15 protein-coding genes are annotated in these 12,726 nt (G+C 61.9%); 8 read left to right on the plus strand and 7 right to left on the minus strand.

Translation table 11 applies throughout. The annotated features are described in order from the left end of the window. The first annotated feature begins 26 nt into the window (after positions 1-26). The 3 genes from DBV08_RS20490 to DBV08_RS20500 all read left to right on the plus strand — a co-directional run bounded on the left by DBV08_RS20490 (position 27) and on the right by DBV08_RS20500 (position 2,355). On the plus strand, positions 27-950 hold the full coding sequence (locus DBV08_RS20490) for a neutral zinc metallopeptidase (protein WP_095970224.1): 924 nt from the start codon (positions 27-29) through the stop codon (positions 948-950). 74 nt (positions 951-1,024) lie between these two features. Then, positions 1,025-1,636 carry a helix-turn-helix domain-containing protein gene (locus DBV08_RS20495; protein WP_124568650.1) on the plus strand — a complete coding sequence of 204 codons (612 nt, stop codon included), beginning with the start codon at positions 1,025-1,027 and terminating at the stop codon, positions 1,634-1,636. A 2-nt stretch (positions 1,637-1,638) separates the two neighbouring features. Continuing rightward, the gene (locus DBV08_RS20500) at positions 1,639-2,355 is read left to right on the plus strand and encodes an ATPase (protein WP_095970226.1); all 717 of its coding nucleotides are present in this window, start codon (positions 1,639-1,641) and stop codon (positions 2,353-2,355) included. A gap of 4 nt (positions 2,356-2,359) precedes the next feature. Here DBV08_RS20500 and DBV08_RS20505 read toward each other — a convergent pair whose 3' ends face one another. From DBV08_RS20505 to DBV08_RS20520, 4 genes are all read right to left on the minus strand, one after another. Further along, entirely contained in the window at positions 2,360-3,760 is a 1,401-nt protein-coding gene (locus DBV08_RS20505; RefSeq protein ID WP_124568651.1) for a DUF2252 domain-containing protein, read from the minus strand. A 31-nt stretch (positions 3,761-3,791) separates the two neighbouring features. Beyond that, entirely contained in the window at positions 3,792-4,211 is a 420-nt protein-coding gene (locus DBV08_RS20510; RefSeq protein WP_095970274.1) for a DUF1622 domain-containing protein, read from the minus strand. A 51-nt stretch (positions 4,212-4,262) separates the two neighbouring features. Then, positions 4,263-5,294, minus strand: a complete 1,032-nt coding sequence (locus tag DBV08_RS20515; RefSeq protein WP_260395668.1) for an ABC transporter substrate-binding protein — start codon at positions 5,292-5,294, stop codon at positions 4,263-4,265. A gap of 101 nt (positions 5,295-5,395) precedes the next feature. Beyond that, entirely contained in the window at positions 5,396-5,749 is a 354-nt protein-coding gene (locus DBV08_RS20520) for a zinc ribbon domain-containing protein YjdM (protein WP_185564776.1), read from the minus strand. A gap of 104 nt (positions 5,750-5,853) precedes the next feature. On the opposite strand from DBV08_RS20520, the gene DBV08_RS20525 reads away from it, so the two are divergent. The 4 genes from DBV08_RS20525 (at position 5,854) to DBV08_RS20540 (ending at position 9,643) form a co-directional block, all read left to right on the plus strand. Further along, complete coding sequence (locus DBV08_RS20525) at positions 5,854-6,486, plus strand: TetR/AcrR family transcriptional regulator (protein WP_124568654.1); 633 nt, start codon at positions 5,854-5,856, stop codon at positions 6,484-6,486. A gap of 32 nt (positions 6,487-6,518) precedes the next feature. Further along, positions 6,519-8,090: an MDR family MFS transporter gene (locus DBV08_RS20530; RefSeq protein ID WP_095970230.1), complete on the plus strand. Its 1,572-nt coding sequence runs from the start codon at positions 6,519-6,521 to the stop codon at positions 8,088-8,090. Between the two features lie 15 nt (positions 8,091-8,105). Beyond that, positions 8,106-8,705 (plus strand): CHAP domain-containing protein, encoded by a 600-nt coding sequence (locus tag DBV08_RS20535; RefSeq protein WP_124568655.1) that lies wholly within the window; start codon positions 8,106-8,108, stop codon positions 8,703-8,705. Positions 8,706-8,914: 209 nt separating this feature from the next. Further along, positions 8,915-9,643 carry an HD domain-containing protein gene (locus DBV08_RS20540; protein WP_124568656.1) on the plus strand — a complete coding sequence of 243 codons (729 nt, stop codon included), beginning with the start codon at positions 8,915-8,917 and terminating at the stop codon, positions 9,641-9,643. Here the strand turns inward: DBV08_RS20540 and DBV08_RS20545 are convergent, their stop codons facing one another. Further along, positions 9,644-10,015: a cupin domain-containing protein gene (locus tag DBV08_RS20545; protein ID WP_124568657.1), complete on the minus strand. Its 372-nt coding sequence runs from the start codon at positions 10,013-10,015 to the stop codon at positions 9,644-9,646. A gap of 89 nt (positions 10,016-10,104) precedes the next feature. Between DBV08_RS20545 and DBV08_RS20550 the strand changes: the two genes are divergently transcribed. Then, positions 10,105-10,923, plus strand: a complete 819-nt coding sequence (locus DBV08_RS20550) for an AraC family transcriptional regulator (RefSeq protein WP_124568658.1) — start codon at positions 10,105-10,107, stop codon at positions 10,921-10,923. Between the two features lie 94 nt (positions 10,924-11,017). Here the strand turns inward: DBV08_RS20550 and DBV08_RS20555 are convergent, their stop codons facing one another. Both DBV08_RS20555 and DBV08_RS20560 read right to left on the minus strand, forming a co-directional pair. Continuing rightward, complete coding sequence (locus tag DBV08_RS20555; protein WP_260395670.1) at positions 11,018-11,641, minus strand: hypothetical protein; 624 nt, start codon at positions 11,639-11,641, stop codon at positions 11,018-11,020. Beyond that, a complete protein-coding gene (locus tag DBV08_RS20560; RefSeq protein WP_234036689.1) occupies positions 11,638-12,693 on the minus strand; it encodes a LacI family DNA-binding transcriptional regulator in 1,056 nt (351 codons plus the stop codon). Before DBV08_RS20560 ends, DBV08_RS20555 begins: the two co-directional genes overlap by 4 nt. Positions 12,694-12,726 lie beyond the last annotated feature (33 nt).

A 12,726-nucleotide genomic window follows, 5' to 3' on the forward strand; every position in this document is an offset into this window, starting at 1 on the left:
TTCACGACAGCAGAAAGCGGACATAGATGACCTTCAACGAGGGGGCCCGCGGCGAAGCGGGACGCGTTCAGGTTCAAGGCGGCGGGGGCGGCGGTGGCCGCGGCGGCAAAATCGCGATCGGCGGTGGCGCGGGCGGCATCATCGTTCTGATCCTGGCGCTGTTGTTCGGCGGTGACCCCGGCTCACTACTGGGCACGTCCACCGAAACTTCGAGTTCGTCGACCGGACTGTCGTCGGTCGACGAGTGCACCGGCGCTCAGGCAAACGCCGATGTGAACTGCCGCGTCACACTGACCGTCGGAAGCCTCGACGACGTCTGGGAACAGCAGTTGGTCAAGCAGACCGGCACGGCGTACGTGCGCCCCGAAGTTGTCTTGTTCAGCGGTTCGGTCAACACCGGGTGTGGCCAGGCGTCGAGTGATGTCGGTCCGTTCTACTGCCCGGCCGATCAGACGGCGTACTTCGACACGAGTTTCTTCCAATTGCTCGTCGACCGTTTCGGTTCCAGTGCCGGACCGCTCGCACAGGAATACGTGGTCGCTCACGAGTTCGGACATCACATCCAGAATCAGCTCGGCGACATCGGCCGCGCGCAGGCCGACCCGCAGGGTGAGGAGTCCGGCGCGGTTCGCACCGAACTCCAGGCCGATTGCTATGCCGGCGTCTGGGCTCATTTTGCCGACACGATTCCCGACGAGGCAACCGGTCAGCCATTTTTGAAGCCACTGTCGAAGAACGATATTCGCGACGCTCTGTCAGCAGCATCGTCGGTGGGCGACGACCGTATCCAGAAGTCGACGACGGGTCGAGTCAACCCCGAAGGATGGACACATGGTTCCTCCGCGCAACGCCAGGCGTGGTTCGCCACCGGGTACCAAACGGGCCAGGTCTCCTCGTGCGACACCTACTCGGCGAGGGATTTGAACAACCCGCCCGATCTGAAGCGGTAGAGAAACCACGAAACCATCCCGCCGACACCTTTTTTTTTCTTGACAGATCAAGTTGTCGGTGGGATGGTTTTCTCATGTTGGAAGTCGCAGTCATCGACCGCCCCGCAGCTGCCGAGGTCTCTCTCGATCCGATCCGGCAACGGATTCTGGCTGAACTGGCAGTTCCGGGATCAGCATCCTCGCTGGCACCCCGGATCGGACTGACACGCCAGAAGGTGAATTACCACCTGCGCACTCTGGAAGAACATGGACTCGTAGAGCTGGTCGAGGAACGCAAGCGCGGCAACATGACCGAGCGCATCATGCAGGCGAGCGCCGCGTCGTACGTCATCTCCCCCGCCGCGATGTCCGCACTCGCCCCGGATCCGAGTCGGTTTCCGGATCAACTCTCGGCACGTTGGCTCGTCACTCTCGCGGCACGGATCGTTCGAGAGGTCGGTGAGCTGATCGCCGGAGCAACTGCGGCCGGAAAACCATTGGCCTCCTTTGCCATCGACAGTGACATCACCTTCGCCACTGCTTCCGACCGCGCCGCATTCGCCGGCGAACTCGGCGAGTCGATCAACTCACTCGTGGCCAAGTACCACGACGGCAATTCCGAAGGTGGACGCAAACACCGCCTGGTTGTCGCCCTGCATCCCAGCCTCACCACACCGCACGTCACCACACCCGAAACGGAGCAGTAGCAATGTCCGAGAAATTCGAAATCCGCCGCGAGGTGGTCGTCCCCGGAACTCCCGAACAGATCTGGGCCGCGATCTCGGCAGAGACGGCCGGCTGGATGTTCCCGTCCCCTCTCGAGATCCCCGCCGACGGCAGTCGCCCGGACAGCCCGATCATCGCGGACTGGGAACCGCCCCGCGAACTAGCCATCCACATGCAGGGCCCCGACGGCTGGTTCAACAACCTCGAGTACGTCGTCGAGGCCCGCGACGAGAGCACCGCTGTCGTCCGTTACGTCCACGCCGGAGTATTTGCCGAGGACTGGGACAACCAGTACGACGGCGCGAGTAAGCACACAGACTTCTACCTGCACAGTCTCGGCCAGTACGTTCAGTACTTCGCCGGCAGACCCGTCACCTACGTCTCAGCCGAAGGGCCGGAAGCCTCTTCCGCACCGGAGGCCATGGGAGCACTTCGCGGCGCCCTCGGAATCGCCTCGGGCGCCACCGCCGGAGACACGGTGACGGTGGATGTCCCCGGAATCGGAACCGTCGAAGCAATCATCGACTACATCGACGACTGGTTCGTCGGCCTGCGCACCGAGAACGCATTGCTGCGGTTCTACGGCCGAAATGCCTTCGGCGGCAACGTCGATGCAGCCCATCACCTCTTCGCCGCGGATGCGGACGGAGACGCAGCGACAGCGGCATGGCAGGCCTGGCTCTCCGGCGTGTTCGCCTGAGCCGTCACACTCCCCGCTCTGCTGACACGCGACCGTCGTCGATCGCGGTCAGCAGAGCGGAGTGATCGCGTGCGTTGCGCTTGGCGTAGGCAGCCGCGAACTCTCCGATCGCGAAATCGAATTCGGTTCCCTCACCAAGGTATTCGGCGATCGCAATCCGGTCGGAGGAGCGAGCGTGCGCATAGGCGAGGACCCTCGCGCACAAGCGCCCGTAGAGTTCCAGACCCTCCGGAACCATCTCCTCGATGACTGCCGATCCCTTACCGTCACGCAGTTGACGAATGTAGAAATCGTGCTCACCCTCGTCCAGTCCCGGCCCGCGTTCCCAGCCGAGGAAGATGTCGCTCGTAGCCTGCATCAAACGCTGCCCGTTGACGACGCGCTCACCTTCGTTCTTGAAGGTCGGACCGTCGACGTAGCCGGACAGCACCGAAGGCTGCGCCTCCTTGACCTGCAAAATCAGCGGGTCGCCATCGTCGACGCCCTTCATCAGGATCATCCACGCGCGGGTTCCGACGCTTCCGACGCCCACCACCTTCCGGGCGATGTGCGTCATCTCGAAGGCGTCGAGGAGAACGCGCCGATCCCATTGCAGAGTGTTGCGGTACGACCGGACACGCTGACGCAACAAGTCCTCGATCTGCGTGAGATCGGTGCCCGCGAACAACTCGTCTGCCGGAACGATCAACGGCGGATCACTGATGAATCGCCGACGGCCGTCGACGATTTCGGTGAACTTGCCGGCGGCCTGCACACTGTCGCGGCGGCGAGCCTTGTCGAGCGTCGCTTGCGTGCGCGCGACCATTCGCTTCTTCAGGTCGATTTGGAGATCCTCGAGCCCGTCCTCGGGTGCGATGTGCGAGTACCAGACCGCAAGATTACCCAACCCTGCCTGGGTGATCATGGTTTCCCGGTACTCGGCCGCGCATCCGCGAACGATCTTCTTTCGCTCCTTGCCCGAAAACCCGTTGTCCTTCGCGGCGATCACCAAACTCGCGGCCAGCCGCTTGACATCCCACTCGAACGGGCCCGGGTATGTCTCGTCGAAATCATTGATGTCGAACGCCAACTTCCGCTCCGGCGTCGCATAGATGCCGAAATTGCTCAGATGTGCGTCACCGCAAAGTTGACTGCCGAGGCCCGAATCCGCGCTGCGAGACAAGTCGTCCGCCATCACCAATGCGGCACCACGGAAGAACGAGAACCGTGACGCCGACATCCGCCCGTAGCGAATGGGTACCAGGTCCTGCACCCGGGATTTCGCCTGTACTTCCAGCAGCGAAATCGGGTCGCGATCGCTGTCCGCGAGATCCGCGAGCGCTGCCAGCGGGGTGTCTCTACGCGCTTGGCGGCCGCGCGCCCGCCGCTCGTCGACAGAGAGATGTTCGGTGCGCACTGCTGTCATCTGCCCGACCTTTCACTCGCAACGGCTATCGCTACGAACTCGACGCGTCGGGCATCGCTCGGCCTCCTGATCCGCGCGCCGCGCGTACCAGGAGTTCCGGACTGGACACCAACGCCTTGCGCCACGGAAGTACCCCGTCGATCTCGATCTGAATCGACAGGCTCAGCACAGTTCGAATCAGCACGATCATGCCCAGAACTGCGGCGTCGGTCAGTGACGGAGAAGACGTCACAGTCTTCACCAGATCAGCGGCGACGAGGATCTCGAGTCCGAGAAGGATGACCGCGCCCATGGTCTCGCGCAGCGTGCGAAACGCCGAACTACCGTCGCGTGTTCGACTCCACGCCCGCCCCGCGATCACGAATGCGAACACGAACCCGAGAACCATGGCGACAACACCGAGCACTTCGAACCATTCGGTGACAAGCTCGAAGAACCTGATTTTGTCCATGGTCATGATTCTCGAGGTAATGCACCGATAAGTCGAGGTGACACGACGGAGTCAGCTGAAGATCCGCTCGATGTCGTCGAGCCGCAGCTCGGTGGCGCGAGGGGAATAGCCCGAGCCCCACAGGCTGTCGTCGACGTAATGGACGTTTCCCGAGCGGACAGCGGGAAGGCGCTCCCAGAGCGGGTTCGTCGCCAACTGTGCGCGGACGTCCTGCTGATCCTGGAAGGCGCCCACGATGATCACATCGCTGGTGACCTGATCGAGTTGCTCCGCGGTCAGTGTGCGCGTGAACTCCTCCGACGTGGCTCGATCGCCGGGGAACTCGAGGGCGTCGAGAAGTGCGTCGACCTGGTTGTAGACGACACCGTTCTCACCGGTACGCAGCAGCGTCACCGACGGTAGCGAGCCGAGGGCGGAGAGTCGATCCTTGATTGCCAGGAGTCGGTCTTCCGTTCGCGCGTTCAATTCGGCCGCCGCGTCTTCGCGCCGGACCGCGACGCCCATCGAGGTGACCAACTTCTTCATCTCGTCCCACGTGAGGAACCCGTTGAAGCCGGCGAACACCGGCACTCCGGTCGCCGAGAGTTCGTCGTAAGACTTTGCTGCGTAAGCATTTCCGGCCGTCAGAAGCATGACGATCAGGTCGGGCGATGCGCCGATGACAGCTTCCTTGTTCCACGTTCCCGCCGTGCCGAGGTTCGCGATGTTGGCAGCCTCCGGCATCGTGCGCAACACCGCGTCACCGCTCACACCCTCGAGACCGAAGAAGCCGCCGACGATCTTCTCCGGCGGCACACCGAGGTCGAGCACCGTCGCCATGGCGCTGACATGGGCGATGACCATTCGCTGCGGATCCGAAGGAATCTCGACACTGCCCGTCTCGTCCTGCACCGTGACGAGACTGCCTGACTCCACGCCGTTCTCGTCACTGCTGCACGCTGCCAGCAAGGTCGCGGCCGCGACACCGAGCCCGGCGCCGAGGAATCCCCTGCGCGTCAGCACATCGACGATGAGGCTCCACTGCTCGTCTGTATCGAGTGCGGTGCTATCGGGAGCAGGGTCAAGGCAGATCGAGTGCGACACAGTTCGGTCCATTCGTTCGAGAGGTCGAGAATCTCCTCGATTGTGGCTGTCGAACCGTCGAAACTGAACAGGATCTCGAGCCGACTTCTATTGCTATCCGGTCAGACCTTCTTGACGACGCTCGACTTCAATTGCATCGGCCCGATGCCGTCGACCTTGCAGTCGATGTCGTGGTCCCCAACGCCCTGAACAAGGCGGATGTTGCGCACTTTCGTGCCCGACTTGATACCGGTCGGACTGCCCTTCACCTTGAGCGTCTTGACGACCGTCACAGTGTCTCCGTCCGCAAGGACGTTTCCTACCGAATCTTTCACCACTCCCAGAGCATCCCCTGCGCCCTCGGCTGGCGCCCACTCGTGTGCACAGGACGGACACACCATCAAGGCACCCATTTCGTAGGTGTATTCGCCGGCGCATTCAGGACAAGGAGGCAAGGTGTCTTCCACGTGGATCATCCTATCCAGCGGGTGTCGGATCCCCATTTTTGCACTTCATAGGTCATTCTTGGGACAGCAATTGCATTCGATGAAACTTTGCACTCTGTGCAATTATGGATGAAATGGGAACCGAAACACTCGGATTGCGCGAACGAAAGCGAATCGCTACAAGGCAGCTGATCGAGCACACCGCGGTCGAACTCGTCCTCGACCTCGGATACGACGAAGTGACCGTCGAGAAGATCTGCGAAGCCTGCAATCTGTCGACCCGCACGTTCTTCAACTACTTCCCCACCAAGGACGCAGCCATCGGTGGACTTATGCTCGTCGTACCGAATGAGACGACCATGATCACGCTGATCAACGAGCACCCCGATGACCCTCTCCGAGGGGCTCTGGCGGTCTTCGAAGAGGCGATGCAGATCGTCGACGAGCGGCCCGACCTGCTGGCGTACCGCCGCGAATTGTTCGAACGGCATCCCACACTCTTGCAGCAGCACCTGGCCACGTTTCACGATCTGGAGGACACACTCACCAGGCTCTTGACGCGTGAGTTGCGCGGTCGCCCCGAGTATCGACAGCTTCCGGCAGACACCGCCGCGGAAGACGAGGCCACCGCAACGGTCATCACAGCGGGCGCAGCGATGCGTTACGTCTTCCGAAAGTGGCAGAACAGCGAACGGGCAAGCCCCAGAACCGAACTGCTCGATCCTGCACTACTTCTGATGGCTCGAATTCTCCGCTCCGCGAACTGATTTCACCAGCTGTCACTCAACTAAGGAATTCCATGTCCACTCGAGAAGCTGCGACCGTCGGCCCAGACGACACGCGCACCGACACCGAATCCACGCCAGACAAGCGGTCGATCATCCTCGTTTTTGTCGGGTTGATGATCACCATGCTTCTGGCATCGCTCGATCAGATGATCTTCAGCACCGCCTTGCCCACCATCGTCGGCGAATTGAACGGCGTCAACCACATGGTCTGGGTGACGACGGCGTACATCCTCGCCTCGACCGTCATGATGCCGGTGTACGGGAAACTCGGTGATCTGATCGGCCGCAAGGGCCTATTCATCGGCGCCATCAGCATTTTCATCGTCGGTTCTGTGATCGGCGGTCTGTCCCACGACATGACCACACTCATCGCGGGGCGCGCTGTTCAAGGACTCGGCGGCGGCGGGTTGATCTTGCTGTCCCAGGCGATCATCGCCGACGTCGTTCCAGCCCGGCAACGCGGCCGGTACATGGGCGCGATGGGCGGTGTGTTCGCCCTGGCTTCGGTTGCCGGTCCCCTACTCGGCGGCTGGTTCACCGAAGGCATCGGTTGGCGTTGGGCTTTCTGGATCAACATCCCCCTCGGCCTTCTCGCCATCGCGAGTGCGATGGCATTCCTTCACTTGCGGAAACCGAATCTCGGCAAGCCTCGCATCGACTACCTCGGAATGATCCTGGTCGCGACGGCAGCGACGTGCCTGATCCTGTTCACCACCTGGGGCGGAAACACTTACGCCTGGGGTTCCGGAGTCATCATCGGGTTGATCGTCGGCTGCATCGTGACCGCCGTGGCGTTCGTCTTCGTCGAGAAGCGTGCCGACGAACCAGTAATTCCGATGCACCTGTTCGCTCAGCGAAACTTCGTGTTGACCACCGTCGCGGGTCTGATCATCGGAATCGCGATGTTCGGTGCGCTCGCCTACCTGCCGACCTACATCCAGATGGTGACCGGAAAGAACGCCACCGAAGCAGGACTGATGATGATTCCGATGATGGCGGGCCTACTCGTCGCCTCCATCGGATCCGGTCAGCTGGTAAGCAAAACCGGTCGCTACAAGATCTTCCCCATCGTCGGAACATCCATCGTCGCCCTTGCTCTGGTCCTGCTCTCACGTCTGACGCCGTCGACCTCGCTGCTGGTCTTCGGTTGTTACATCGCCCTCATGGGCATCGGCCTCGGCCTCGTCATGCAGATCTTGATCCTGATCGTGCAGAACACTTTCCCTGCGGCCGAAGTGGGAACGGCCACCGCGTCGAACAACTTCTTCCGTCAGATCGGCGCTTCGTTGGGCAGCGCTATCGTGGGCAGCCTGTTCGCCTCGCGCCTGACCAATCTGCTGTCCGAACGACTACCGGCAAACGGAGGCGCAGCGGGTGGGGACGAGAACTCTTTGACGCCTGGAATTCTCTGGAAGTTGCCGAGCCAGGTTCGCGAGATCATCGTCGGCGCATACAACGATGCGCTTGCGCCGATCTTCCTCTATCTCGTACCGCTGGTCATCGCGGCGGTCGTCTTGTTGCTCTTCGTCAAGGAGAAGCCCCTCGCGACGACGATCGACCGCTCAGCGCCCCCGCTCGAGTAATTTGACTATCGTGGCGTGATGTCGCACGCACCGAATACGTCCAGACGCACTCTCACCGTTCTGGGCGTATTCGGCGTTGTAGTGGTTGTAGCAGCCGCCGGCATTTTCTGGTGGTTCGCCCGCAGCGACGACGCCCTTGCCGGCGAGAACCTGGATTCGTTCCCGGCTGTCGACCACAGCGCACTGACCGCTCAGCAAAGTGCGCTGCTCACCGTCCTCGAACAGGAATGGGAGTCAGGGAGCCCCGGCACCAAGTACGCCGAAGGTGTCGAGGAATCGTGGTGTGCCGATTTCGTGAGCTGGTCGATGAACCAGATCGGCACGCCGTTCTCGAACCCCAACTCAGGCTCGTGGCGCATCCCCGGGGTGTACACGCTGCAGGAGTATTACGAGTCGGTCGACGCGTTTGTCCCCTACGGTCAGGACTACCAACCCAAAGTCGGCGACACGATCCTGTACGGCGACTCGAGCCCATTCGGTCAACACGTCAACGTCGTTCTGGTCAATGACGCCGGCACTCTGACGACCGTCGGCGGCAACGAGAACAACAAAGTCATGCTTCATCGCATAAAGCCCTCGGAAGTTCCGGGAATAGTCGGGTTCGGCGGCATCTGAGCCGAACCCCACCGTCGTTGCTTGTCGAGATAGTGCGAAGTGCAGAGGTGAGGTTGCTGATTTGTCGTTGCCGTTGGATGGCACTTGCTATCAACCAACATTCGGATAATATTGTGTTTCCGTCGTCGACAGATATTATGCAAGCGTGAAGAATTGTCCTCGCCAACTAGATTCGTATTCAGCTGTCCCCTACCTCAGACAGGAATTCGATGCGCCCTGGTGAGCTGACCACCCTCGAGCAGATGCAACTCATGGCCCGCGCGGCAGCTGCGCAGGCCATGAGTACCCCGTCGATGCTTCGACTGCGGCTCGGCCGCTACCCCACTCACACGCCCGACCTGCGCAAATGCCCACTCCCCGACACCAGACTGTGCAGCGAAGCGCTCGATCACGCCAGAGGAACCCTCTCCCCCGCGGTCTTGAACCACAGTCTCCGCTGCTGGATCTGGGCCGACACCTTCGCACAGATCGACGCGATCGAGTACGACCCCGAAGATCTCTTCACTGCGTGCGCCCTTCACGATGTCGGATTGGGCGCAGAAGGATCGGCCGAGCATGGGTGTTTCACCTACATCAGTGCCGCAGACGCGGAAGAACTCGCGACCCGAGTGGGAACTTCGGAGAAGTCGGTAGAGCGAATCGGCGCAGCGATCCGTCTGCACATGGATCTGACCGTCGACCGCAGCGCGGGCGCTGACGCCTATCTCCTGCACGCCGCAGCGCATTTCGATGTTGCCGGTCGGCGTGCGGTCGAAATTCCGCGAGCAACTGTTGATGCAGCAATCGCGGAGTACCCCCGAACAGGATTCACCGACGAGTTCGCGCAGTCGATGCGGCGCGAGGTCGAGCTCCGTCCGCACTCCCGCGCGGCGACGCTCTGGAGATCGGGAATGGCCCTGCCGTTGCGTACCAATCCCCTGGACTGGAAGAGCCGGTAACTACGAAAAGTCCTCGAGCACTGCGGTTCGCGGACCTCCCACGTTCCCGGTATTCACCACGCCGACGGGTTCGATCAACATCACCTCCGCTTCCTCCTCGGCGATCGGGCAATGTTCGACGCCGCGAGGTACCACGAACAGTTCACCGGGCCCCAGTGCAACATCTCCGTTTCGCAGTTGGATTCGAATCTGCCCCTTCGTCACCAGGAACACCTCGTCGGTGTCGGCGTGGGAGTGCCAGACGAATTCACCTTTGATCTTGACGATCTTGATCTCGTAGTCATTGAGCGCCGCAATCTTCTTGGGCGACCAGTGCTCGGTGAACTGACCGAACTTCTCGCGAAGCGATACCGCTGTTGCCGAACTGTTCATGCTGTTCCTCCCTCGGGCGCGCCACCACCGCGATGACGACCCCGCCACTCTTCGTCACCCGCGGCAGCTGCGTCTTGTACGTTTCTGACATGGATCCCCACGGCGCACAGATCACCGCGTGGGCACCGGGCCTCGCGGGAATCACCGAGGTCTTCCATGCCGATTTCGTCGGACACGCCTATCCCAAACACACGCACGATCAGTGGTCTCTGATGCTCGTCGACCGCGGCACGATTGCATACGACCTCGCTCATCGCGCTCATGGCGCAGCACCCGAGATCGTGACTCTGTTGCCGCCAGGCATCGCACACGACGGAGTTCCCGTCACCGAGGCCGGATTTCGTCAACGAATCCTTTACCTCGACACGTCAGTTCTCGGCGAGGTCCTCATAGGCCCGGCAGTGGACAGTCCCGAGATTCGAGACCCTCTGCTGCGCCACCGCATCGATCAACTGCACTCTGCACTCGGCCCAGACGGCGAATCACTCGAGGCCGAAAGTCGCCTGGGGTTCCTCGCTGAAAGATTGAACGAGATCCTCACACCGGCGACAGGCCGAGCCCGTCACACGCCCACCGTTGACGAACGCGTTGCCGATCAACTGCGAGACCTGCTCGATGCGCGACTCACAACGGGAATCACGATGCACGAAGCGTCGAACATCCTGCAGAGGAACTCCACGTATCTGATCAAGAACTTCGCGAAGCATTTCGGGCTTCCGCCTCACAAGTACGTGACGGGACGTCGAATCGATCTGGCGCGACGCGCAATCCTCGCCGGGCGCGAATTGGCGGACGTGGCCGTCGACGTCGGGTTCCACGATCAATCCCACTTGTCGCGGCACTTCGTGAAACACGTCGGGGCGCCGCCCGGCAGGTACGCACGGAACGTGGTCGGCAGAGCGGGCTAGCCACAGCAGCTGGCACCGGTTTCATCGAGCAGAGACTGTTTCCGGTCAGCTGGAGCCTGTGCTCACTGGATGAAAACGGTGCCAGGTCCAGCGATCAAGAAGCCGTCTCGAGGTCGACGAGCAAGAAGTCCTCGCGCCGCGGCCCCCATTCACGATCGGTCAGCTGATACGAGCGCAACGCGCGAGGCGCACGGGCCAACTCGTAGAACCGCTCGGACCCGGGCACGAATTGCGTCGTAGCCCAACCCCAGCTCGGGCCGTGCGGAAACTTCGGGTCGGGCAGCATGTCGGACTCCAACGACATGAGCCGAAGACGGCGAACCACTCCGGTGGTGGAGGCATTCTCGTCGAAATCGATCCACGCCTGACGTGCGTTTGTGCCGTCACGAGGAGTTCCGGCACATAGTTGCAAAGCGCCCGCGGCATCGATCCGGGACGGCACCGGTGGTTCGGCGTCGAACATGAATTGCAGCGCACCGACGCGACCGATTGCCGGCTGGACCGGTTCCCGTATGTCGGAGCCGTCGCGAGGCAACCTCCACTTCAACGGTTTCGAACTCGTGCGCACTTCCGCCGTCGAGACCCACGCCGGCTCGGCGACCGCCCATCTGCGCGGGCTGTCGACATTCCACAAGAGTCCCCACCGGACGGTCTCCCCCACTTCGGGAGGAACAAACCACCGAAGACGCAGAGCGTCGACCACTACCGGCGTGATCATCGTGTCGAAGTTCGCCGACGCACCGACCATTCGACCGGCTCGACCGCATCGTCCAGCCCGAGGACCACGCGAGCTGCGTTACGTCCCTGATCGAAGAGGGACTGGCGAACTGTGGTCAAGCCGGCGTCCGACGCAGCTGTTGTGTCGTCCCATCCGACGACTGCGACATCGTCGGGCAGCGCGAGGCCGAGTTCACGGATCGCGTCCAGAGCCCCTAGAGCAAGTTCGTCGCTCATCGCCAGGATGACATCGGGCCTTCGGCTCACCGGAACGTCGAGTAGGGACCGAGCCATCCGAGACCCTTCGCTCCGCTCGTTGACGGTGACGACCCCCACCCGCACCGAGGACCACTCGAGGCCGGCGTTGCGGACGCCGCGTTCGTAGCCCTCGAGCCGATGGCGGGACACCGGAAACAACGCTTCACCTGGATCCACGTCCATCCGAATCTCGGACCGACGCTCACGATCCCACGGAAGGCTGATCACCACAGGCCGCTGCGCCTCCGACAACCCGACCGCCGCGATCGCAACGGCGCCGGCAACATCGTCCATCCCGACGAGATCCACACCCTCGTGCAGGGGCCCACCCTGGATGCATGCGGGTTTTCCGGTGCCGACGATCGCTTCGAGGATGGGATCGTCGAAGACGGTGGTCCAGACGACAAAGCCGTCTACTGCTGCGTCGCGAACTCTGTCGACGTCTCCAGGTTTCCCCGAGTTCGGCAGCATCATCAATCCGGCGTTCGCATCCAGGCACGCTTCGGCCACTCCCGAGAGAAACCGCCGGGCTACTGCGTCTTCGAAGGCGTAAGTCAGCTTCTCGCTGAAGACGACCGCAATGTTGTTGAATTTCCCGCTACGCAAGGACTGCGCCGCCCGGTTGGGGCCCGCGTACTCGAGTTCTTCAGCAGCCGCGAACACCTTGGCCCGCGTTGATTCCGACACGCGCTCGGGCTGTGCGAAGGAGTACGACACCGACATCACCGACACCCCTGCGGCCTTGGCGACGTCGGCCATCGTCGGTCGACTCGAACGCTGCGCACGTGTGGCCATGAGCATCAGCATAGCGAGTGCAAAATATCCATT

Origin of the sequence: Rhodococcus sp. KBW08 (assembly GCF_003852455.1) — a bacterium.
Lineage (GTDB): Bacteria > Actinomycetota > Actinomycetes > Mycobacteriales > Mycobacteriaceae > Rhodococcus_F > Rhodococcus_F baikonurensis.

What these genes read in the sequence shown, in the direction of transcription:
- DBV08_RS20490 (WP_095970224.1), top strand. Translation starts at nt 27, where the DNA reads ATGACCTTCAACGAGGGGGCCCGCGGCGAAGCGGGACGCGTTCAGGTT.
- DBV08_RS20495 (WP_124568650.1), top strand. Translation starts at nt 1,025, where the DNA reads ATGTTGGAAGTCGCAGTCATCGACCGCCCCGCAGCTGCCGAGGTCTCT.
- DBV08_RS20500 (WP_095970226.1), top strand. Translation starts at nt 1,639, where the DNA reads ATGTCCGAGAAATTCGAAATCCGCCGCGAGGTGGTCGTCCCCGGAACT.
- DBV08_RS20505 (WP_124568651.1), bottom strand. Translation starts at nt 3,760, where the DNA reads ATGACAGCAGTGCGCACCGAACATCTCTCTGTCGACGAGCGGCGGGCG.
- DBV08_RS20510 (WP_095970274.1), bottom strand. Translation starts at nt 4,211, where the DNA reads ATGGACAAAATCAGGTTCTTCGAGCTTGTCACCGAATGGTTCGAAGTG.
- DBV08_RS20520 (WP_185564776.1), bottom strand. Translation starts at nt 5,749, where the DNA reads ATGATCCACGTGGAAGACACCTTGCCTCCTTGTCCTGAATGCGCCGGC.
- DBV08_RS20525 (WP_124568654.1), top strand. Translation starts at nt 5,854, where the DNA reads ATGGGAACCGAAACACTCGGATTGCGCGAACGAAAGCGAATCGCTACA.
- DBV08_RS20530 (WP_095970230.1), top strand. Translation starts at nt 6,519, where the DNA reads ATGTCCACTCGAGAAGCTGCGACCGTCGGCCCAGACGACACGCGCACC.
- DBV08_RS20540 (WP_124568656.1), top strand. Translation starts at nt 8,915, where the DNA reads ATGCGCCCTGGTGAGCTGACCACCCTCGAGCAGATGCAACTCATGGCC.
- DBV08_RS20545 (WP_124568657.1), bottom strand. Translation starts at nt 10,015, where the DNA reads ATGAACAGTTCGGCAACAGCGGTATCGCTTCGCGAGAAGTTCGGTCAG.
- DBV08_RS20550 (WP_124568658.1), top strand. Translation starts at nt 10,105, where the DNA reads ATGGATCCCCACGGCGCACAGATCACCGCGTGGGCACCGGGCCTCGCG.
- DBV08_RS20555 (WP_260395670.1), bottom strand. Translation starts at nt 11,641, where the DNA reads ATGATCACGCCGGTAGTGGTCGACGCTCTGCGTCTTCGGTGGTTTGTT.
- DBV08_RS20560 (WP_234036689.1), bottom strand. Translation starts at nt 12,693, where the DNA reads ATGGCCACACGTGCGCAGCGTTCGAGTCGACCGACGATGGCCGACGTC.